The organism is Novosphingobium sp. PhB57, from assembly GCF_004342985.1.
In the GTDB taxonomy this organism is placed as follows: Bacteria; Pseudomonadota; Alphaproteobacteria; order Sphingomonadales; family Sphingomonadaceae; genus Novosphingobium.
In genome coordinates this window covers 502,429-522,041 of sequence record NZ_SMBO01000003.1, presented here as the reverse complement: position 1 = coordinate 522,041, position 19,613 = coordinate 502,429, and the positions used below count along the sequence as shown (strand labels likewise).

Annotated in this window: 15 protein-coding genes; 10 read left to right on the top strand and 5 right to left on the bottom strand. The window is 67.1% G+C overall.

The window, feature by feature from the left end:
• Positions 1–29: 29 nt before the first annotated feature.
• Both uxaC and EDF58_RS12965 read left to right on the top strand, forming a co-directional pair.
• The gene (gene uxaC, locus EDF58_RS12970) at positions 30–1,475 is read left to right on the top strand and encodes a glucuronate isomerase (protein WP_132266013.1); all 1,446 of its coding nucleotides are present in this window, start codon (positions 30–32) and stop codon (positions 1,473–1,475) included.
• Entirely contained in the window at positions 1,472–2,905 is a 1,434-nt protein-coding gene (locus EDF58_RS12965; RefSeq protein WP_132266012.1) for a mannitol dehydrogenase family protein, read from the top strand. Before uxaC ends, EDF58_RS12965 begins: the two co-directional genes overlap by 4 nt.
• Positions 2,906–2,925: 20 nt before the next feature.
• Here EDF58_RS12965 and EDF58_RS12960 read toward each other — a convergent pair whose 3' ends face one another.
• Positions 2,926–3,960, bottom strand: coding sequence for a LacI family DNA-binding transcriptional regulator (locus tag EDF58_RS12960; RefSeq protein WP_132266010.1), 1,035 nt, complete (start codon positions 3,958–3,960; stop codon positions 2,926–2,928).
• Positions 3,961–4,204: 244 nt separating this feature from the next.
• On the opposite strand from EDF58_RS12960, the gene EDF58_RS12955 reads away from it, so the two are divergent.
• Positions 4,205–6,553: a TonB-dependent receptor gene (locus EDF58_RS12955; protein ID WP_132266008.1), complete on the top strand. Its 2,349-nt coding sequence runs from the start codon at positions 4,205–4,207 to the stop codon at positions 6,551–6,553.
• Between the two features lie 93 nt (positions 6,554–6,646).
• Here EDF58_RS12955 and EDF58_RS12950 read toward each other — a convergent pair whose 3' ends face one another.
• Positions 6,647–6,985, bottom strand: a complete 339-nt coding sequence (locus EDF58_RS12950; RefSeq protein WP_207912951.1) for a DUF2322 family protein — start codon at positions 6,983–6,985, stop codon at positions 6,647–6,649.
• A gap of 397 nt (positions 6,986–7,382) precedes the next feature.
• On the opposite strand from EDF58_RS12950, the gene EDF58_RS12945 reads away from it, so the two are divergent.
• The 5 genes from EDF58_RS12945 to EDF58_RS12925 all read left to right on the top strand — a co-directional run bounded on the left by EDF58_RS12945 (position 7,383) and on the right by EDF58_RS12925 (position 12,618).
• The gene (locus EDF58_RS12945) at positions 7,383–9,011 is read left to right on the top strand and encodes a hypothetical protein (protein WP_132266006.1); all 1,629 of its coding nucleotides are present in this window, start codon (positions 7,383–7,385) and stop codon (positions 9,009–9,011) included.
• Between the two features lie 87 nt (positions 9,012–9,098).
• Positions 9,099–9,560, top strand: a complete 462-nt coding sequence (locus EDF58_RS12940; protein ID WP_347812889.1) for a DUF2231 domain-containing protein — start codon at positions 9,099–9,101, stop codon at positions 9,558–9,560.
• Entirely contained in the window at positions 9,557–10,855 is a 1,299-nt protein-coding gene (locus EDF58_RS12935; RefSeq protein ID WP_132266002.1) for a sorbosone dehydrogenase family protein, read from the top strand. The genes EDF58_RS12940 and EDF58_RS12935 overlap by 4 nt, the downstream gene beginning before the upstream one ends.
• A gap of 189 nt (positions 10,856–11,044) precedes the next feature.
• Entirely contained in the window at positions 11,045–12,085 is a 1,041-nt protein-coding gene (locus EDF58_RS12930) for an alpha/beta hydrolase (RefSeq protein ID WP_132266000.1), read from the top strand.
• A complete protein-coding gene (locus EDF58_RS12925; RefSeq protein ID WP_132265998.1) occupies positions 12,082–12,618 on the top strand; it encodes a cytochrome P460 family protein in 537 nt (178 codons plus the stop codon). Before EDF58_RS12930 ends, EDF58_RS12925 begins: the two co-directional genes overlap by 4 nt.
• Before the next feature lie 87 nt (positions 12,619–12,705).
• Here the strand turns inward: EDF58_RS12925 and EDF58_RS12920 are convergent, their stop codons facing one another.
• Genes EDF58_RS12920 through EDF58_RS12910 form a run of 3 tightly spaced genes read right to left on the bottom strand, consistent with a single transcriptional unit; the run spans position 12,706 to position 15,276 of the window.
• Positions 12,706–13,500 carry an alpha/beta hydrolase gene (locus EDF58_RS12920; RefSeq protein ID WP_132265996.1) on the bottom strand — a complete coding sequence of 265 codons (795 nt, stop codon included), beginning with the start codon at positions 13,498–13,500 and terminating at the stop codon, positions 12,706–12,708.
• A 22-nt stretch (positions 13,501–13,522) separates the two neighbouring features.
• Entirely contained in the window at positions 13,523–13,936 is a 414-nt protein-coding gene (locus EDF58_RS12915) for an organic hydroperoxide resistance protein (protein WP_132265994.1), read from the bottom strand.
• A 29-nt stretch (positions 13,937–13,965) separates the two neighbouring features.
• Complete coding sequence (locus tag EDF58_RS12910; protein WP_132265992.1) at positions 13,966–15,276, bottom strand: epoxide hydrolase; 1,311 nt, start codon at positions 15,274–15,276, stop codon at positions 13,966–13,968.
• A gap of 208 nt (positions 15,277–15,484) precedes the next feature.
• Between EDF58_RS12910 and EDF58_RS12905 the strand changes: the two genes are divergently transcribed.
• Positions 15,485–16,576, top strand: a complete 1,092-nt coding sequence (locus EDF58_RS12905) for a redoxin domain-containing protein (protein ID WP_132265990.1) — start codon at positions 15,485–15,487, stop codon at positions 16,574–16,576.
• A 123-nt stretch (positions 16,577–16,699) separates the two neighbouring features.
• Positions 16,700–19,609, top strand: coding sequence for a winged helix-turn-helix domain-containing protein (locus EDF58_RS12900; RefSeq protein ID WP_243654229.1), 2,910 nt, complete (start codon positions 16,700–16,702; stop codon positions 19,607–19,609).
• Positions 19,610–19,613 lie beyond the last annotated feature (4 nt).

The following is a 19,613-nucleotide window of genomic DNA, read 5'->3' as shown; positions in this document are numbered from 1 at the left end:
TATTCGGACGGCAGCCAAGGAGATTCCGGATGCCGCAGCTTTCGCTTCACCCCGACCGCCTGTTCCCCGCCGATCCCGGCACGCGGGCCATCGCGCGCGAACTCTATGCGCAAGTGGCGGGGTTGCCGATCGTCAGCCCGCACGGGCACACCGATCCCGCGTGGTTCGCTTCCGATGCCGCCTGGACCAATGCGACCGAGCTTCTGCTGGCACCCGACCACTACCTGTTCCGGATGCTCTATTCGCAGGGGATCGACCTCGATGCGCTGGCCGTGCCGCGCAAGGGCGGGCTTCTGCCCGATACCGATCCGCGCGAGGCCTGGCGTCTGTTCGCAGCGAACTGGCACTTGTTCCGAGGGACGCCTTCCAGCATGTGGCTGGACCATGTCTTTGCCGAAGTCTTCGGCATCGCGGTCACGCTGGATGCCGGTTCGGCGGACCATTACTACGACACGATAGCAGAGGCGCTGGCCTCGCCCGCATTCCGGCCGCGCGCGCTGTTCGAGCGGTTCAACATCGAACTGCTCGCCACCACCGAAGGCGCGGGCGACGATCTGAAGCACCACAAGGCGATCCGCGCTTCGGGCTGGAAGGGCAATGTGGTCACTACCTATCGCCCGGATTCGGTGATCGATCCCGAGCACGATTCCTTCGCGCGTGACCTTGCCCGGTTCGCACAGCTCTCGGGCGAGGACGTGGGGAGCTGGCAGGGATACCTCGCCGCACACCGCAAGCGCCGCGCCGATTTCCGGGAGATGGGCGCCACGGCGACGGACCACGGTTTCCTCAGCGCGCGCACCGCCGACCTCTCGACTGCGGCGTGCGAGGCGCTGTTCGCCAAAGTCATGGGCGGCAAGGCCGATGCCGCGGAAGCCGAGCTGTTCCGGGCGCAGATGCTCACCGAGATGGCGCGGATGAGCCTGGAGGACGGCATGACCATGCAGATCCACCCTGGCGCCACACGCAACCACAACGCGCGTCTCTTCGCCAGCCACGGCCGAGACAAAGGGGCGGACATTCCGCGCGGCACCGAATATGTCGAGGCGCTGCGCCCGATGCTCGACCTGTTCGGCAACGAGCCCGGTCTTACCGTCATTCTCTTCACCCTGGACGAGACGACTTACGCGCGGGAACTGGCGCCGCTAGCGGGCCATTACCCCGCCTTGCGCCTTGGCCCGGCCTGGTGGTTCCACGATAGCCCGGAGGGCATGCGCCGCTTCCGCGAAATGACCACGGAGACCGCAGGCTTCTACAATACGGTAGGGTTCAACGACGATACCCGCGCGTTCCTGTCGATCCCGGCCCGGCACGACGTGGCGCGCCGCATCGACTGCGGCTTTCTGGCGCGGCTCGTCGCGGAGCATCGCCTGGCGGATTGGGAAGCGGCAGAGCTGGCGCAGAAACTGACCCTGGGTCTCGTGCGCAAGGCCTATGGCCTGGAGGCCCCGGCGTCGCGCGTGGTGGAGCTGGCGTGACCCGCCTTTCGCAAGCCTCGCTGGCCGCGCTGCCGGGCTCGGTCGCGGCGCCGCGGTACGACCGCGCGGCCGTGCGGCCGGGCGTCGTCCACTTCGGGCCGGGCGCCTTCCACCGCGCCCATCAGGCGGCCGCGTTCGATACGCTGCTGGCTCAAGACCCTCGCTGGGGACTGACCGGGGTCAGCCTCCATTCGCGCGGCGTTGCCGATGCGCTGAACCCGCAGGATGGGCTCTACACCCTGGCGCGCCTCGATGCGGAGACCGACTACCGCGTGATCGGCGCGATCGGCCGGGTGCTCACGCGCGAAGATCCCGCTGCGATCCTGGCGGCCCTGGTCCATGCCGATACGCGCATCGTCAGCGCGACCGTGACCGAAAAGGGCTACTGCCTCGCCGCGGAGGGCACGCTCGATTTCACCAGCCCTGCCATCGCCGCGGACCTCGAAGCCGCGCGGTCCGCAGACTGGATGCCGTCATCCTTCACCGGCTGGCTGGTGCGCGGATTTCAGGGCCGCCGTCTCGCGGGGCTGCCCGGCGTGACCGTGCTCTGCTGCGACAATCTCTCGGACAATGGCCGCAAGCTGGAAGCCGCGACCCTGGCGCTGGCGGAGGCGGTCGACCCCGAGACCGCGCGCTGGATCGCCGATCATGCGGCGTTCCCGAACGCCATGGTCGATTCCATCACGCCCGCCACTGACGACGCCCTGCGCAGGCGTGTCGCCGCAGCGATAGGGCAGGAGGACGCCTGGCCCATCCAGCGCGAGCGCTTCACGCAGTGGGTGATCGAGGAGCGTTTCGCCGGGGAGCGCCCCGCGCTCGACCTGGCGGGGGTGACTTTCACCGGAGACGTTCGCCCCTTCGAAACCGCCAAGTTGCGCCTGCTTAACGGCGCCCATTCCTCGCTGGCCTATATCGGCCTGGGGCGCGGGCTGGAAACGGTGGCCGAAGCCATGGCCGACCGGGAACTCGCCGCATTTGCCGAGCGCCTGATGCGCGAAGATATCGCGCCATCGGTCTTCGCCCCGGCAGGGCTGGACCTGCAGGCCTATATCTCGGACATTCTGGCCCGCTTCGCCAATCCCGCGATCCGCCACCTGCTTTCCCAGATCGCCTGGGACGGATCGCAGAAGCTGCCCTATCGCCTGCTGGACACGGTGCGCGCCGCTCTTGCAGCGGGCCGCCCGGTCGTGCGGTTGGCGCTGCCCATCGCCGCCTGGCTGCGCTTCCTGGCCGCCGCCGCGCGTGAGGGCCGGCCGATCACCGATCCGTTGTCGGGTCCGCTGCTCCAGCGCGCCGAAGACTGGCGGGCAGTGCTGGCGATGCGCGAGGTTTTCGGCGAACTCGGCGCGGACCCCCGCTTCGTCGGCGCGGTGGAGGCCGGCCTCGCGGGATTGGCGGCGGGACGTCTCGACCCTGCCTGCGTCCACTGAAAGGGGCGGCCCTTTCGGCGTCAGGCCGGGGCGGGCCCCGTGGACTCGGCGGGCACGAGTTCCAGCGCATGGGGCGTGGTCGGTGTTGACGTCTTGCCTTCGATCCGCGCGATCAGTTGCCCGGCGGCGCTGGCGGCCATTTCACCGAAAGGGCGCAGGACCGAGGTGAGCGCGGGGGTCAGCATGCGCGTGAGGATGCTGCCGTCGAAACCGACGATGGAGAGCTGGTCGGGCACCGCGATCCGGCGCGTCGCGGCCACTTTCATGACCCCAGCGGCCATGATGTCATTGGCCGCGAAGATGGCGGTGGGGCGCGGCTCCCGGCTCAGCAGCTCTTCCGCCGCGAGGACGCCCGAGGCGAAGCTGTAGTCTCCCGAGGTCTCTGCCAGCGAGATCCCCGCCTGGTTCGCGATTTCGCCCAGGAAGCCCGTGCGCCTCTCCTGCGCGGAGGCGACCCCCTCCGGCCCGTTGACGAGGCCCAGGACGCGGTGGCCCAGGCCGAGCAGATGGCGCGCCACTTCGGCACCGGCCTGTCGTTCCTCGCTGAGGACCACGCCTGCAAATCCCTCGATCGGGATGGATGACAGCGCGACGGCAGTGACGGGGCAGGTATCCAGCGCTTCGGGCAGGCCCGGTACGCCCGAGACCGGCGGCAAGAGGATGATGCCGTCAACTCTCGACCTGTCGATGAAGGCCAGGACGTCGTCGATGACGGCGTCATCCTGATCGGGGCAGGCGTGGACCACCAGTTCGTAGCCGTTCGGCGATGCCACTCTGGCGATCCCGCGCTGGATGGAATCGAGCACCAGCGCGTTCTGGTCGTTATGCACCAGCCCGATCAGGAACGAGCGGCGCATGGCCAATGCCCTGGCGCCCCGGCTCGGCTTGAAGTTGAGCCGGTCGATGATGTCCTCGATCGACTTGCGGGTGTTCTCGTTGACCTTTGGCGACTTGTTGAGGACGCGGGACACCGTGCGGATCGAAACGCCCGCGGCGGCGGCTACATCGTCGATAGTGGGCTCGCCGCCTGGGGATCGCGCTTCCGGTGCTTTCATCGCCTGTCGTGTAATGGCCTGCGGGCGGCGATCAAGGGCTTTCCCAAGTCGGCGCCGGCACCTGCGCCCGCACATCCGAACAGACATGGTCGTTTTTCGACCGCGCTGACGACGCTCGGGAAGTTTTACTGATTTATTTCCGCATTGTAGCGAAACCGTCACCAATCCGTGAAATAGGCCCGCTCCGGAAAGTTGCCGGCGCCGTGAACTCGTCGCGGCGCTTTCGCATCCAAGGGGGGTATAAGTGTTGAACAAGTCCGTTGTCACGTTGGCGGTTGCTGCCGGCTTTACAGTATTCGCGCCCGGAATGGCCCAGGCGCAGGATACCGCGCCCAGTGATGCGGATGGCAGCGAATTCGGGGACATCGTCGTGATCGGCAGCGGCCAGACCCGCTCGGTCTCGACCCTGCTGCCCTCCAATCTCGAAGCCCTGCCGCCGGGTACCAGCGTGCAGAAGGCGCTGAACTTCCTGCCGGGCGTGAGCGCGCAGTCGATCGACGCGCTGGGCGTCAACGAGCAGTCCCTTTCGCTGCAGGTGCGCGGTTTCAGCACTACCCACCTCGGCTATACGCTGGACGGCATGCCGCTGGGCGACGGCGCCTACAACAACTACAACGGCCTTTCGATCAGCCGCGCGTTGATTTCCGAGAACCTCGGCCGGGCCGACCTGGCGACGGGCATCGCCGGCCTTGGCATCCCTTCGACCAGCAACCTTGGCGGCGCGCTGACCTATTTCAGCAGCGATCCGCACCAGGACATCGGCCTGACGGTCAGCCAGACGGTCGGCAGCGAAGATACCCTGCGCACTTTCGCGCGCTTCGACACCGGCGAGCATGGCGGTTTTTCGGCCTATGTCTCCGGCCACTACAGCGAACAGGACCTGTTCGTGAACCAGCGCGCCTATAACAAGTCGACCGGCAAGCAGTTCAACGGCAAGGCGAAGTACGCCTTCACCGGCGGCACGATTACTGCCTTTGCCGACATTTCGCGCACCAACCAGGCCGACGATGCCTATCTCTCCAAGGAAATGCAGGGTCGGCTCGGTTGGGACTGGGGCGGCTATGCGCCCGACTGGCAGTCGTACCTCGACCGCGCTTATTGCTCGGTGACGGGACCGACCGCGCCCACCAAGTGCGTTGCCGCGCCTTCACCGCAGAAGAACTCGGACGTGACCTTCACTAACGGTCAGATCCTGCGCAATGACAACTTGTTCTACCTCGCCGGCGATTTCGACATCACCAAGGCGATCAAGGCCCGCGTTCAGGTCTATCACCATACCGACAAGGGCGCCGGCAACAACTGGATCGTCGGCTGGTCCAAGCAGGGTACGGCGACCACTGCCGATGACGTGCCGGTGCAGATCCGCGACACGCGCTATACCATCAACCGTACCGGCGGGCTCGGCAGCCTGAGCTGGGACGTGGGCTTCAACCAGTTCCAGGCCGGCTTCTGGATCGAGGAAAACAAGAGCAGCGCCGCGCGCTACATCTGGACCAACGTGACCGGCCCGTTCGACATCGGGCAGTTCCTGGAGGGCCAGCCGGACACGGCGCAGTGGGTGCAGGAAACGAAGTGGAAGACCCGCCAGTTCTACGTGCAGGACACGATCAAGCTGCTGGATGACGCGCTCACCGTCGACTTCGGCTTCAAGGGCACGTACTCCCGCTCGGACGCCGAGGCGCAGGACGGCATCGCCAAGACCCCGCCGCCGGCCTCCAGCCAGTTCGCGACCGGCTCCCTGACGGCCAAGGACTTCTTCCTGCCCGAAATCGGCCTGCACTGGCAGGTCGCCCCGCAGCACGAACTCTTCGCCAGCTATGCCGAGAACATGGCCATGTTCCAGGGCGGCTTCAAGCTGGGCCCGCAGTCCGTCTCGCAGACCGTGTGGAACGCGCAGGGCAAGACCCTGAAGCCCGAGACCTCGAAGAGCGTCGAAGGCGGCTACCGCTTCGTCAGCAGCCAGTTGCAGGTCGCGCTCAGCGGCTATTGGGTGAAGTTCGACAACCGCCTGCTCCAGTACAATCCCTGCCCGACCAACCAGCAGCAGAATCCGGGCTGCGGCAACTCGTTCCACAATGCCGGCAGCGTCACCAGCAAGGGCGTGGAACTGGGCGTGCTGTGGAAGCCGCTGCCCTGGCTGAACTGGTACAACTCGGCCTCGTACAACAAGTCCACGTATGACGACGATCTGAACTGGTGCACCGGCGCGACTTGCGTCATCAAGGCAACCGCGGGCAAGCAGCAGGTCGATACGCCCAAGGAAATGCTGGCGAGTGTCCTGTCGGTGAAGCAGGACGGTTTCTCCGCTTCGGTACAGGGCAAGTATACCGGTCGCCGGTACTATACCTATACCAACGACCAGAGCTTCGGTGGCTATGTCACCGTGGACCTCGGCCTTGGCTACGACTTTGGCGACTTCGGACCGCTGAAGGGCGCGAAGCTCTCGCTGAACGTGACCAATCTGACCAACAAGCGCTATGCGTCGAACTTCGACAACAGCGTCTTCGCACCGGACGATGTCAACGGAACCATTCTCGTGTTCCACTCCTCGGCACCGCGCCAGGTCTTCGGTACGCTGGGCGTCAGCTTCTGATGCGATAGGAGCCCTTTCGGGCGGATTTCAACGGCCTTCCCCGCCATGGCGGGGGAGGCCGTTTTCGCATGTGGCCGGGGGGGCGCCCTGCCATCAACCGGCGGCGGAGATCACCTCGATACGCAGGGGAGCACCGCCCGCGGCGATGTCGAGCAGGAGGTCGACATTCGGATGGGCGCCGGGCCGGCTGCGCGCGTCGGGGGTGTGTTCGGCGAAGATAGCCAGGCCATGCTCGGCCGCAGCCGCATCGAGCGCACCGAAGGACTGCTTCAGGTAGTTGTAGACGGCCAGGGAGCCTTGCTTGCCCGGCTGGTTCTCGATCCCGGCGACGACCGCGCCGGTTTCGTCGAGCAGGTCGATGCGCTGAATGCCGTCGATCGGAGGCAGTTGCTGGAGATTGTCCTTGAAGGCGGCGGCGGGTTGGATCGTCAAAGCCGTGTCTTTCGTGTTTCCGGGTGAATGGCGCGGGCCTCTAACACCTTCCCCGTGCGGCAGTCGAGGCGGCAGTCGATGCTGGCCCCTCGCAGGCCACCCGCATGAAGCCGCGACATACGCAGCGAAAATCGACTTGAGATAGGTGGCAGGACCAGCCACTCCGTTGGGTCCGGTTGGCCAATTCACGCAAACAGGTTTCCCATTCGCGAACCGCGAACGGGAAAAGCGGCTGAAAAGCGAAGGATTTGCAAGGGGTTCAACCCGCTAACGCAATCGTTCTTGCCAGCGAACCGCCATTTGCGAAGCCTCTGCCACGCCATGCTCGAAAACGCGGGCACAATTCATGACGATCATGAGGCAGGCGCAGCCACCGCGCCGACTGGAGAATGGAACGATGGCTGTCGCATCACGCGTATTGCTGCTGGGCAGCGCGATATTCCTCATCGCTGCCGATGCCGCGGCAGAGCCGCAAAATCCCGATCCCATCGGCCGGGTCGATCTGGCCACCGTTCCTTTTGCCCAGGGCGAGCAGCTGATTTCGGCGACGTACACGCCCTCCGGCAAAGTCCTCGTCGCCTATCGAAGCCATGCCGGCGGCGACGAGCGGGACCTGACGCTGGCGACGATGAACGACGACGGCAGCGCCCTTCGGCCGTTCTTCGCGGGACGGATCCCCGAGCGCCCGAAGGACAACGGCCTTCGCTTCATGGTCTTTCCCGACGATCGCCGGATATTCCTCGGCGACTTCGTGATCGAATGCGCGACCCCGCTGGAAACTTGCGAAAAGGCCGGATTGATCCCGGTGCTCTACCCGTCCGAAGTCGCCGACGGCGATCATATCGCCCATCGCTGGTCGGAAATGGTGATCGCCCCTGACAACCGGCACGTCGCCTGGACGACGCTCTTCGCGAATTTCTCCGCGGCCGTGTTCACGGGGACCTTGCAGCGGCAAGGCGACAGCTACCGGATCACCGCGCCGCGCATCGTCAGCACGCGCGAACCTTTCGCCGCGGACCCGCGCCATGCCGATGGGGTGATCCCGCAGCCTGTCCGCGGCGGCGAAGTGAAGCAGTTCGTGCGCGGCGGCACGGCGCTCTCGCTGGTGGGGGCGATCAGGCGCGACTTGCCGGACTCGGTCACGCTGGACCTGGCGAGCGGCGGCCTTCAGGCCGTCACCGATACGCCTGGCTATACCGAAACCACCATCTTCTCACCCGACGAACGCCTGGGGCTGACGATGACGACGCGGTTTTCGGCGCAGACCGACCCGGCCATCCTGGGCCTGATGCCGCGGCCCTATCCCGCCGCGCTCAACATGGGGCTGAGCATGTTCGCCTATACCTATGCCGTTACCGGCGTGCGCAGTTCGCGTGAGGGCAGCATAGGTCCGGCGCTCATCGATATCGCCGCCTCGCAGCGACAGGACGGCTACCTCGGCAAGGACCTGGGTACCGAGGCGGGCTGGGTGTTCAACTCGCCGCTGTCCTGGCATCCGGATGGCAAAAGGGGAATGTGGATCGAGAACCGCAGGGGCAGTTCCACGAAGCGCATCCGCATGGTGCGGCTGCCCGATTACCGGCCCGGCCCCGCGGTGAAGGCGCGCGCGACGCCCGAACGGATGGCCTATGCGTCTTCCGATATGACCGAAGTTCCGAAACTGGCCGATCAGGCGAAGGCGGTGAACGTGAAGGTCTATGGCCGGACCTCCGGGTACATCGCCTATGAACGGACAGCGGCGATGATCTCCAAGACCTATGTCGATTTCAGCGACGATGGCGTCGCCCTCTACAACGGCCGCGAGACTACGCATGTCCATCCCGCCGGTGCATCGACCTATGAGGCCGACATCGTTCTGGCCGGTCCGAAGCCGGGTGAGATGAAGCTGAAAGTGACTTTCGGCCCGCTTTCGGGCGCGCGGCCCAGCGCGATCGACTTCTCGCGCGACGGGCAGGGCCAGCCGCGCAGTGGCGGCTTCGCCAGCTATGCCGGCCAGCGGCTGGAGGTGACCAGCTTGGTGCCATGAGCAGGACCGACGCCCCGCGACGAAACAAAACGGCATACCGGGCATTTGCAGGAGCGATACTTATCCCTTCCCATCGGGAGATCCACCTTGCTCAGTGCGCAGCCGGCCGTCCGGCCTATCCGTCCGCTTCGCCGGTCGCTTCATCCGCTTCACGCGCTGTTGATGGCCTTTCCAGTCGCGCTGTTTCCCAGCGCGCTGCTGTCCGACGTGACCTACGTGAAGACCGCGCAGATCCAGTGGACCAACTTCTCCGCCTGGCTGATTACCGGCGCGCTGCTGTTCGGCGGGTTTGCACTGCTATGGAGCGCCATCGTAACCTGGGCCGCGCGGGAGCCGATGGAGCGGCGCCATAACGGCGTGGTGACGGTGCTGCTGGCGCTCGCGTGGATCGCGGGGCTGTTCAACGCCTTCCAGCACAGCCATGACGGTTGGGCTTCGGTGGGAACGATGGGCGTGGTGCTCTCGGTTCTGAGCACGATCCTCGCGCTTGCCGCGGGCTGGGTGGGCCATTCGCAAGGCCGCGTTCTGGCAGTGGAGGCAGGCCGATGATCTTTCGCCATATCGCCATCGGCGCATCGGCGCTGGCGCTCGCGGCTTGCGGCAGCAGCAATCCCGACCTCGACCAGACCGGCGCGCAGCCGGACCTGCCGAAGCAGCGGCAGACCCTGTTGCCGCCCATGAACATCGCCACTCCGGCGGGCTGGAACGGTGAAGCGCCCAAGGCGCCGGCCGGCTTTGCCGTCACCGCCATCGCCACCGGGCTCAAGGTGCCGCGCCAGATCCTGGTGCTGCCCAATGGCGACATCCTCGTGGCGGAAGGCATGGGCGGCCAGGACGCGCCGACCGTGCGGCCCAAGGACGTGATCGCCGGCTACATCAAGTCCATGGGCAAGACCTCGGTGAAGGGCGGCAACCGCGTGACCTTGCTGCGCGACACCAATGGCGACGGCAAGCCGGACTTGCGCACCGAATTCGCGACCGGGCTCAACGCGCCCTACGGCCTCGCCTATGCCGACGGGAACATCTACGTGGCGGATCAGGATGCGGTGATCCGCTTCCCCTATCGCGACGGCATGACCCGCGCGGAAGGTCCGGGCGTGGAACTCGTGAAGCTGCCTTCGCGCATCAACCATCACTGGACCAAGGCGATGACGGCCTCTGCCGATGGCTCGAAGCTCTATGTCGGCATCGGCTCCAACAGCAATATCGGCGAGCGCGGCCTCGACGTGGAGCAGGACCGGGCGCAGATCTGGGAAATCGACCGGCAGACGGGCGCGCACCGGACTTATGCTTCCGGCGTGCGCAATCCCACGGCGATGGCGATCAATCCCGCCAATGCCCAGCTCTGGACAGTGGCCAACGAGCGCGACGAACTGGGCCCGCAATTGGTGCCGGACTATCTCACTTCCGTCCGCGACGGCGGCTTCTACGGCTGGCCCTATAGCTACTGGGGGCAGAACGTGGACCCCCGCGTCCATCCGCAGAAGCCTGCCATGGTGCGTGCGGCGATCCGTCCCGACTATGCGCTGGGATCCCATGTCGCCGCGCTGGGGCTGTCCTTCGTCACGGGAACGGGCCTCGGCGGCAACTTCGCGCAAGGGGCCTTCGTCGGCGAGCACGGCAGCTGGAACCGGCAGGACCTCTCCGGCTACAAGGTGGTCTGGGTGCCCTTCGCTAATGGCCGCCCCTCCGGCAAGCCGCAGGACTTCCTGACCGGCTTCATCAAGGACGGTCATGCCCGCGGCCGGCCGGTGGGCGTCGCCTACGATCCGGTGGGCGGAGCGCTGCTGGTGGCCGACGATCTTTCGAACACCGTCTGGCGCGTGGCGCCTGTCAGGCCCTGACACTCCCTGACCGCCGCCTGCGCTGGATCGAAACCATCGCACGCGGCGGCTCGGCCTTCGGAACGGGTGGCTCTGGTTCAGGGCGCTGAAATGAAGTCGTTTTCCGCTGCGCTCACAGAACCTCACGCCAATTAACAAGCCGGATCGGCGCGGCCCGTTTATGACCTCCTGACAGACAAGGAGGTCGTCATGCTCAACGAAACGCCCATTCTTACCCCTTCCCGGCGGCGCGAATTCATCGCCGCCGCCGCGGCGCTGGCATCGGCCATGGTGGCTGGTCTCGGGCCGAAAAGCGCCATGGCGGCCGCGCCCGTGCGGCAGGCATCCATTGTTCTTGAGCCGGTGCGGCAGATCGCTGCCGGCACGCTCGACATCGGCTACGTGGAAATGGGCCCGTCTTCCGGGCAGCCCGTGCTGCTGTTCCACGGTTGGCCATACGACATCCACAGCTTCGCCCAGGTCGCCCCGATCCTGGCCGCGCAGGGGCACCGCGTCATCGTTCCCCACTTGCGCGGCTTCGGCACGACCACCTTCCGGTCGGCGACCAGCCCGCGCAATGGCCAGCAGGCCGCGCTGGCGGCAGACGGCATTGCCTTGATGGATGCGCTCGGGATTCGGCAGGCCATCGTCGCCGGGTTCGACTGGGGCGCCCGCACGGCGGACATTATGGCGGCGCTCTGGCCGCAGCGGTGCAAGGCGCTGGTCTCGGTCAGCGGCTACCTGATCGGCAGCCAGGCGGGGAATGCCAAGCCCTTGCCGCCCAAGGCCGAACTGCAATGGTGGTATCAGTTCTACTTCGCCACCGAGCGCGGCCGCGCCGGCTATGCGGCCGACACCAAAGCCTTCAACCGCCTCATCTGGCAGCAGGCCTCGCCCCGCTGGGCTTTCGACGACGAGACGTACGACCGCTCGGCCGCGTCCTTCGCCAATCCGGACCACGTCGATATCGTCATTCACAACTACCGGTGGCGGCTCGGCCTGGCGCAGGGCGAGTCGCAATACGACACTGCCGAGGCGCAGCTTGCATCGGCGCCTGCGATCACCGTTCCCGCGATCACCATGGAGGGCGATGCCAACGGCGCGCCGCACCCGGAACCTGGCGCTTACCGCGCGAAGTTCTCCGGCCCTTACGAGCATCGCCTCATCACCGGCGGGATCGGCCATAACCTGCCGCAGGAGGCGCCTGAGGCCTTCGCCAAGGCCGTGCTCGATGCGGGGAAGCTGGCATGACGCTGCGTCCCGGTGCCTGCTGCCTCGCGCTGGCTGCGGCGGTCCTGGGCCTGTCCACCATGGTGGCGGCCCAGGACCGGCAGACGGAAGCGGCTCCTGTCTACGGCGTGAGGTTACCGGAGGGCTACCGCGACTGGAAGCTCATCAGCGTCGCGCACGAGGCGGGCAAGAACAACGACATCCGTGCGATCCTAGGCAACGAGATCGCCTTGCGCGCCTATCGCGCGGGAACGCGGCCGTTCCCCGATGGCGCGGTGATCGTGCGGCTGGCCTGGCGCTTCGAATCGTCGCCCCGGAACGATGCGGTGTTTCCCGCTCCGCAGTCCTTCGTGGCGGGGGCGGCCACTAACGTCCAGGTCAGCGTCAAGGATGCGCGGCGCTATGCGGCCAGCGGCGGATGGGGCTACGGCCAGTTCGAGGACGGAAAGCCTGACCCCGACGAGGCACTGACACGCTCCTGCGCCGCCTGCCATGCCAGGCTTGACGGGGGCGAGCCGGGTGCGGACCGGGTCTTCACCGACTACGCACGCTGAAGCGGGCGACATCGATCGCCCGCTTGCCGCCAGTCGCTGGCCATGACGCCGGTGCGGGACACTATCGCCCGCACCGGCGTTCCTGTCTTATTTTGCCATGGCGGCCCGCTCGATCAGCGCCGCGACTTCGGCCGGGTGCGACACCATGACGACATGCGAGCCGCCCTTCACGACTACCGTCTGCCGCGACTGCGCGCGCTCGGCCATGTAGCGCAGGGCGGCCGGCGGAATGTTCCGGTCGGCATCGCCATAGACGAACCACGAAGGCACATGTTTCCAGGCCGGCGCGGTCGAGGGTTCGGAGAGCGCGGCCTCGGCCACCGGGCGCTGTCCGGCCGCCATCAGGCGTGCCTCCGCTGCTGGCAAGTCGGCTGCGAACTGGTCGTGGAAACGGGCCTGAAGGATGTAGAGATCCTTGCCGCCGCCCGCGATCGGGACGGGCGGCGCCAGCGCCGGAGCGAGCGTACTGCCGGGAAACTTGCCGGTCAGACCCAATGCGGTCTCGCCCGCATCCGGCGCGAAGGCGGAGACGTAGACCAGCCCCTTGACGCTCGGCAGTCCATCGGCCGCCTCGGAGATGACCGACCCTCCGTAGGAATGGCCGACCAGCACCACGGGTCCAGCAATGCTTTTCACCACGTCCGAAACGACAGCGGCGTCCGCACGGACCCCGCGCAAGTTGTCAGGCGCGGCGACCACGGCATATCCGTCGTGCTGGAGCACGGAAATGACGCCGTTCCAGCTGGAGGAATCCGCAAAGGCGCCGTGGACCAGCACGATCGTCGGTTTCGGTGTCGGCGTGCGCGTCTGCGCCTCTGCCGCGGCATAGGGAACGAGCGCGCCTGCAGCCAGGGCCAGTGCGCCGGCAAGGACAGTCTTCATGATGGAAATCTCCGTTACAGGGTCAGGCCAGGGCCACGACGGTGTCGATGTTGCCCTTCACCGCCTTGGAGTAAGGGCAGGTGCGATGCGCCGCTTCGATGATCTGGCGCGCGAGGTCCGGTTCGAGCCCGGGCACATGGACATCGAGCCTTGCTGCCAGCGCATAGCCGTCCGGGCCGTGGCGGAGTTCGACATGCGCATCGATGGAAAGGTCGCTCGGGAGCGTCACGCCCCTGGTTGCGGCGGCAATGCCCATCGCGCCCTCGAAACAGGCCGACCAGCCGGCGGCAAAGAGCTGCTCCGGATTGGTGCCCTGGCCTGCCGTGCCGGGGGTGGACAGCGCGATGTCGAGGCGCCCGTCGGAACTGCGGGCCTTGCCTTCGCGGCCGCCGGTGACATGGACTTCGGCGGTATAGAGCGTCTTGATGTCGGACATGGGTATTCTCCTTTTATTTGAGGGGTTCGTCAGCGCAGGGGGCGGAAGGCGGCGCGCAGTTCCCGGGCGAAGAGCGCGGGCTGCTCCCAGGCGGCGAAATGGCCGCCGGTTTCTGTCTCGTTGAAGTAGAACAGGTTGCGGTAGCAGCGCTCGGCCCAGCTTTTGGGCGCGCGAAAGATCTCGCCCGGGAAGACGCTGACGGCCACGGGCAGGTCGATGATGCCGCGCGCGTTGAAGTTGTTCGAATGGTCTTCCCAATAGATCCGCGCGGCCGAGGCCCCGGTTTCGGTGAGCCAGTAGAGCGAGATGTCGTCGAGTATCGCCTCGCGGCCCAGGACGCGCTCCGGCTGCCCGCCGCTGTCGGTCCACTGGGCGATCTTCTCGTACATCCATGCGGCCATGCCCACGGGCGAATCCACCAGCGAATAGCCGATGGTCTGCGGCCGGGTGTTCATCATCGCGGCATAGGCCGAGTTATCGCGATAGAAGGCCTGGAGCTGCTCGAAAGCCCGGCGTTCCTTGGCCGAGAGCTGGCCGGGTGCGGGATCTCCCGCTGCCAGGGTCCGGGCGATGTCGGCCGGGACCACGGCGGGCATGTTGAGATGGATGCCCAGCAGGCCCGGCACATGCTGAAGCGCCATGCGCTGAGAGATCACCGAACCGCAATCGCCGCCCTGGCTGACATAGCGGTCGTAACCGAGCCGCAGCATCAGCGTGGACCAGGCGCGGCCGATCCGGTCCGATCCCCAACCCGGCGTGGTCGGCCTGGCCGAAAACCCGAAGCCCGGGATCGAGGGGATGACGAGGTGGAAGGCATCCTCGGCCGTGCCGCCATGGGCGGTCGGGTCGGTCAACGGAGCGATGACGTTCAGGAATTCCAGGACAGAGCCGGGCCAGCCATGGGTGAGGATCATCGGCATGGCGTTCTCATGGCGGGAGCGCACATGGATGAAGTGGATGTCCAGCCCGTCGATCTCGGTCATGAACATCGGCAGGGCATTGAGGCGGGCCTCCACCTGCCGCCAGTCGTAGGCGCCGCCCCAGTAGGCCATGAGCGGCTGCAACGTCTGGCGGCGCACGCCCTGGCTGTCGTCCTCCACGGGCTGGGGATCGGCCCAGCGGGTTTCGGCGATACGGCGCTTCATGGCCGCGATCCGCTCCGCAGGCACCGTGACCCGGAACGGGCGGACGCTACCGGCCTTTCCGGGCATGGCGGCCGCCCCGAGTGCATCGTCCGCTGCCAGCGCGCGGGCCGTGCCGGGCAGGGCGGCCAGGGCCACCGCGGCGGTTCCCGCCCCGGCCACGAAATTCCGGCGCGATGTCAGATTGTCTGCGATCATCTCTCTTCTCCTTGGCCGGTCTCCGGGCCGTGTGGCGGACAAAGTAGAGGGATCGTCGCGGTATGCCCGTTAGCTGCGGTGATGCCGCGTTAGCGCCTGTTGTGCGCCGCCGCCCCGGGCGAAACTGCGCGCAGCTAACGCAAGCTGGCGTGCAGGACTGCCTTCCCGGCGCCTAGAACGCGGGCTCCATCCAAGGGAGCCATCCGCCATGACAACGAACCGCTCGCTGGGCTTCATCGCCGCCGCCCTCATGACCGCAGGAAGCACGACGGCGCTCTGCTGCCGCGAGGCGCTGGCCCGCCCGCTGCAGGACGGCGACGCCGTCGCCGCAGCCACTCCCTCCCGCATCGGACCGATCGACCTGCTGGAACGGGCGCGGCCATGGCTGGCGCCGCAGGGCGCTCCGACGCTGCGCGGCAAAGTGGTGCTGGTGAATTTCTGGACTTACTCCTGCATCAACTCGCTGCGGGCGCTGCCTTATCTGCGTGCCTGGAGCGATCGCTATGGAGACAAGGGATTGCAGGTGGTCGGCGTCCATGCGCCGGAGTTCGGCTTCGAGCACGATCCCGCCAAAGTCCGCAGCGCCATTGCCGCGCTGGGCATCGGCTATCCCAACCTTCAGGACAACGACTATGCGATCTGGAGCGCCTTTTCGAACGAGGGCTGGCCGGGCTTCTATTTCATCGACGCGAAAGGCCAGGTCCGCGCCTATCGCGTGGGAGAAGGCGGTTACGACCAGGCCGAGCAACTGCTGCGCAAGCTCCTGACCGAGGCCGGCCATGACGTTTCGGGTGTGCCGCTGGCCTCGATCACGGGGCAAGGCATCGAAGCCGAGGCCGACTGGCGCAACCTGAAATCGCCCGAAGCCTATCTCGGCTATGCCAAGGCGGCCGCCTTCGCCTCGCCCGGCGGGTTCGAGCGCGATGCCGCACATCGTTATGCTCCCGCGCGGGCGCTGCCCTTGAACCGCTGGGACTTGTCCGGCGACTGGAGCGTGGGGCCGGATTTCGCGGTGTCGGGCGGTTCGGACGGCGCCATTCGTTTTCGCTTCCATGCCCGCGATGCCCACTTCGTGCTCGGCGCGCCTGCCGGTGGAAAGCCCGTGCGCTTCCGGGTGACCATCGACGGCGCGGCCCCCGGCGCCGATCATGGCGCGGATACCGACGCGGCCGGCTGGGGCGAGTTGCGGCAGGACCGGCTCTACCAGATCGTCCGCCAGCACGGCGCCGTCACCGACCGCACGGTTCGCATCGAATTCTCGCAGCCGGGCGTCCGCGCCTATTCGGTTACATTTGGATAATCCCGCCCTCCTTTGCGCACCGTGTCTTGATCTGGGAAGGAAACTGCTGAAAACGCCTAGTCAGGTTTGTGTGATCCCGTCGACACATAGTGGCAGGCGGGGATCCAGAGGACAGGCGATATCGTGGCGGATCAGGACAACCCGGCGTTCGGCGAGCAGATGGTGTTCGGGCCGTTCTGCCTCTCTCCCGGGGCGCGTCTGCTGACGCGTGACGGACAGCCGGTGGAGATCGGCGGGCGTTCGTTCGACTTGCTCGTTGCCCTGGCCGAACAGCCCGGCCGCGTCCTGTCCAAACGCGAACTGCTTCGGCGCGTATGGCCCGATGTGGTGGTGGAAGACGGCAGCCTGCGCTTCCACATGGCGGGCCTGCGCAAGATTCTGGGCGAAGGTAAGGCAGGAGAAGGCGGCGGGGCGGGCGAGGGCGATCAGGGTGGCGGCGCGCGCTACATCGCCACGCAAGTCGGCGTCGGCTACGCCTTCGTCGCCCCGGTCGAGAGACCGGCGGAGGCCGGTTCCCCGCCGGACGTCACGACACCGAAGGTGGCCGAAGGCTTCACGACCAATATCCCGCCGCCGCTGCCGCACCTCATCGGCCGTGAGCGCGATGTGGAACTCCTGCTGAACCGCGTGGTCGATACGCCGATATTCACCATCGCCGGCCCGGCCGGCGTGGGAAAGACGTCGCTCATGGTCGAGATCGGCCATCGGCTGACGGCGCGCTTCGCGGGCGATGCCGCTTTCGTCGACTTCGGCATGCTGGAGAACCCCTCGCTCGTGCCGCCGATGATCGCCGGGGCCATGGGCATATCCGTGCATAGCGGCGATCCCGCCGCGGTGATCCTGGGCCACTTGCGCGACCGGCCGTTCCTGCTGCTGCTCGACAATTGCGAGCATGTCGTGGAGCAGGCGGCAGAGATCGTCGAGCGGATCACCGAGGCCGCGCCGCAAGTGCGGATCGTCACGACCTCGCGGGAGCCGTTGCGGGTGAGGGGGGAACATGTCCACCGCCTCGACGCGCTGGACTATCCCGAGGATCCGGAGGGCATGACGCGGGCGCAATTGCTGGCCTATCCCGCCGTGCAGTTGTTCTGCGAAAGGGCGCGGGCGGCGGACAGCGCGCTGGAAATCGACGCGGAGGATGCCCGCCTCATCGCCGGGATGTGCCTCCGGCTGGACGGCATGGCCCTGCCTATCGAACTCGCGGCCGTGCGCGTCGCCGCTCACGGGGTGGCGGCCACGGCCCGCCAGATCGGCGAGCGTTTCAGCCTGGCATGGGCAGGGCGGCGCACCGCGCAGCCGCGCCAGCAGACCCTTCGCGCCGCGCTGGACTGGAGTTACGACTTGCTCTCCCCGGCCGAACGAACCGTGCTGGACCGGCTCTCCGTCTTCGTCGGCCCCTTCTCGATCGATGCCGCCATCTATGTGGTGAGCGATGCCGCGCTCGGTTCGGACGAAGTGGCGGCCTCGTTCGACGAACTTACGGCCAAGTCGCTCATTTCGCCCAATCGCCTGCGCGGCACGGGGACCTATCGGCTGCTGGAGATGACCCGCGCCTATGCCAAGGAAAAGCTTGCCGGGCGCGGGCCGGAGGAGCTTCGGGCCACCACCCGGCGTCATGCGGCGTTCTTCCTGACGGAACTGGAAGCGATCGCGGCGCAGGATGCCGCCGCCTTCCAGGATCCGCGGTCGTTTCGGCCGCAGCTGGGCAACATTCGCAGCGCCCTGGACTGGAGCTTCGGGCCCGAGGGAGACCTGAAGCTCGCCGTGCGTCTGGCCGCCGCCAGCCTGCGGGTCTTCCTCAATCTGTCGCACCTCGTGGAGTGTCGCACCTGGGCGGCCCGCGCCATCGCGGCGCTGGAGCCGGAGCAGCGCGGCAGCGCGATGGAACTGGAACTGCAGAGCGCGCTGGGCATCGCGCTGATGTTCACCCGCGGCAACAGTCCCGAAGCAGGGGCGGCGCTCACCCGCGCGCTGGACATCGGCACTGCGCTGGAAGATCGCTGGGGGCAGCTCTGCACGCTGGCCCGCCTGCACATCTTCCACGAGCGCATCGGCGAATACGAAGTCGCCACGCGCCATGCCGAACGGGCGGTGGAGATTGCCGAGGCGATCGGAGAACCCGAAGCCCTGGCGGTGGCCTATTCGCTTTCGGGTATCTCCCATCACCTGGCAGGCGACCAGACCCGCGCCCGGCACGACCTGGAACGCGCGCTGGCGGCCAGTCCGCCTTCCGAGCGCAGCCGGACGATCGCTTTCGGGTTCGATCATCGCAACCGGTCCACCATTGCCCTCGCGCGGACCCTGTGGCTCTCCGGCGAACCCATGGCCGCGCGCGCTCTGGCAGAGCAGGCGGTGCGCGAGGCGGCGGGGCTGGATCACCCGGTAACGCATTGCATCGCGCTCATATGGGCTTTCTCGGTCTACTTGTGGATGGGCGAGATGGCGCTGGTGGACCAGACGCTGGCAGCTTTCACCGATAGCGCCCAAGTCAACGCGCTCGGCCCCTATATCGCGGCCGCCGGGGGTTTCCGGGGCGAAGTGGCCGTGGAGCGGGGCGATCATGCCGCGGCCGTTCTGGCGCTGCAGGAGAGCCTCTCGCTTCTGCGCGCCGCGCGCTACGATCTGTTGACGACGCCGTTCTCGATCGCCCTGGCGCGCGGATTGGCCGCGGAGGGCCGGCTGCAGGATGCGCGGCAGGTCGTCGATGCCACCATTGCCCGCTGCACCGCCAATGAAGAGCGCATCGCCTTGCCGGAACTGCTGCGGATCAAGGCCGCGATAGTCGGTGCGGCCAGCGCCGACGAGGCAGGCGCGGCGCGGGCATTGCTGGAGGAAGCGCGCAGTCTCGCCCGCGATCAGGGCGCCCGTGCGTGGGAACTGCGCGCCGCGCTCGATCTGGCGGCGACGCTGGTCCAGGAGGGCAAGGCCCATGAGGCCAGGGCGCTTGTCGAGCAGGCCCGGCACGATATGTCACGACCCGCCCAGGATCGCGATCTTGGGCGGGCCGAAACGCTGCTCGCTTCCCTGTCGTAGGGCG

What these genes read in the sequence shown, in the direction of transcription:
- EDF58_RS12905 (WP_132265990.1), top strand. Translation starts at nt 15,485, where the DNA reads ATGACAACGAACCGCTCGCTGGGCTTCATCGCCGCCGCCCTCATGACC.
- EDF58_RS12910 (WP_132265992.1), bottom strand. Translation starts at nt 15,276, where the DNA reads ATGATCGCAGACAATCTGACATCGCGCCGGAATTTCGTGGCCGGGGCG.
- EDF58_RS12930 (WP_132266000.1), top strand. Translation starts at nt 11,045, where the DNA reads ATGCTCAACGAAACGCCCATTCTTACCCCTTCCCGGCGGCGCGAATTC.
- EDF58_RS12945 (WP_132266006.1), top strand. Translation starts at nt 7,383, where the DNA reads ATGGCTGTCGCATCACGCGTATTGCTGCTGGGCAGCGCGATATTCCTC.
- EDF58_RS12935 (WP_132266002.1), top strand. Translation starts at nt 9,557, where the DNA reads ATGATCTTTCGCCATATCGCCATCGGCGCATCGGCGCTGGCGCTCGCG.
- EDF58_RS12915 (WP_132265994.1), bottom strand. Translation starts at nt 13,936, where the DNA reads ATGTCCGACATCAAGACGCTCTATACCGCCGAAGTCCATGTCACCGGC.
- uxaC (WP_132266013.1), top strand. Translation starts at nt 30, where the DNA reads ATGCCGCAGCTTTCGCTTCACCCCGACCGCCTGTTCCCCGCCGATCCC.
- EDF58_RS12920 (WP_132265996.1), bottom strand. Translation starts at nt 13,500, where the DNA reads ATGAAGACTGTCCTTGCCGGCGCACTGGCCCTGGCTGCAGGCGCGCTC.
- EDF58_RS12960 (WP_132266010.1), bottom strand. Translation starts at nt 3,960, where the DNA reads ATGAAAGCACCGGAAGCGCGATCCCCAGGCGGCGAGCCCACTATCGAC.
- EDF58_RS12925 (WP_132265998.1), top strand. Translation starts at nt 12,082, where the DNA reads ATGACGCTGCGTCCCGGTGCCTGCTGCCTCGCGCTGGCTGCGGCGGTC.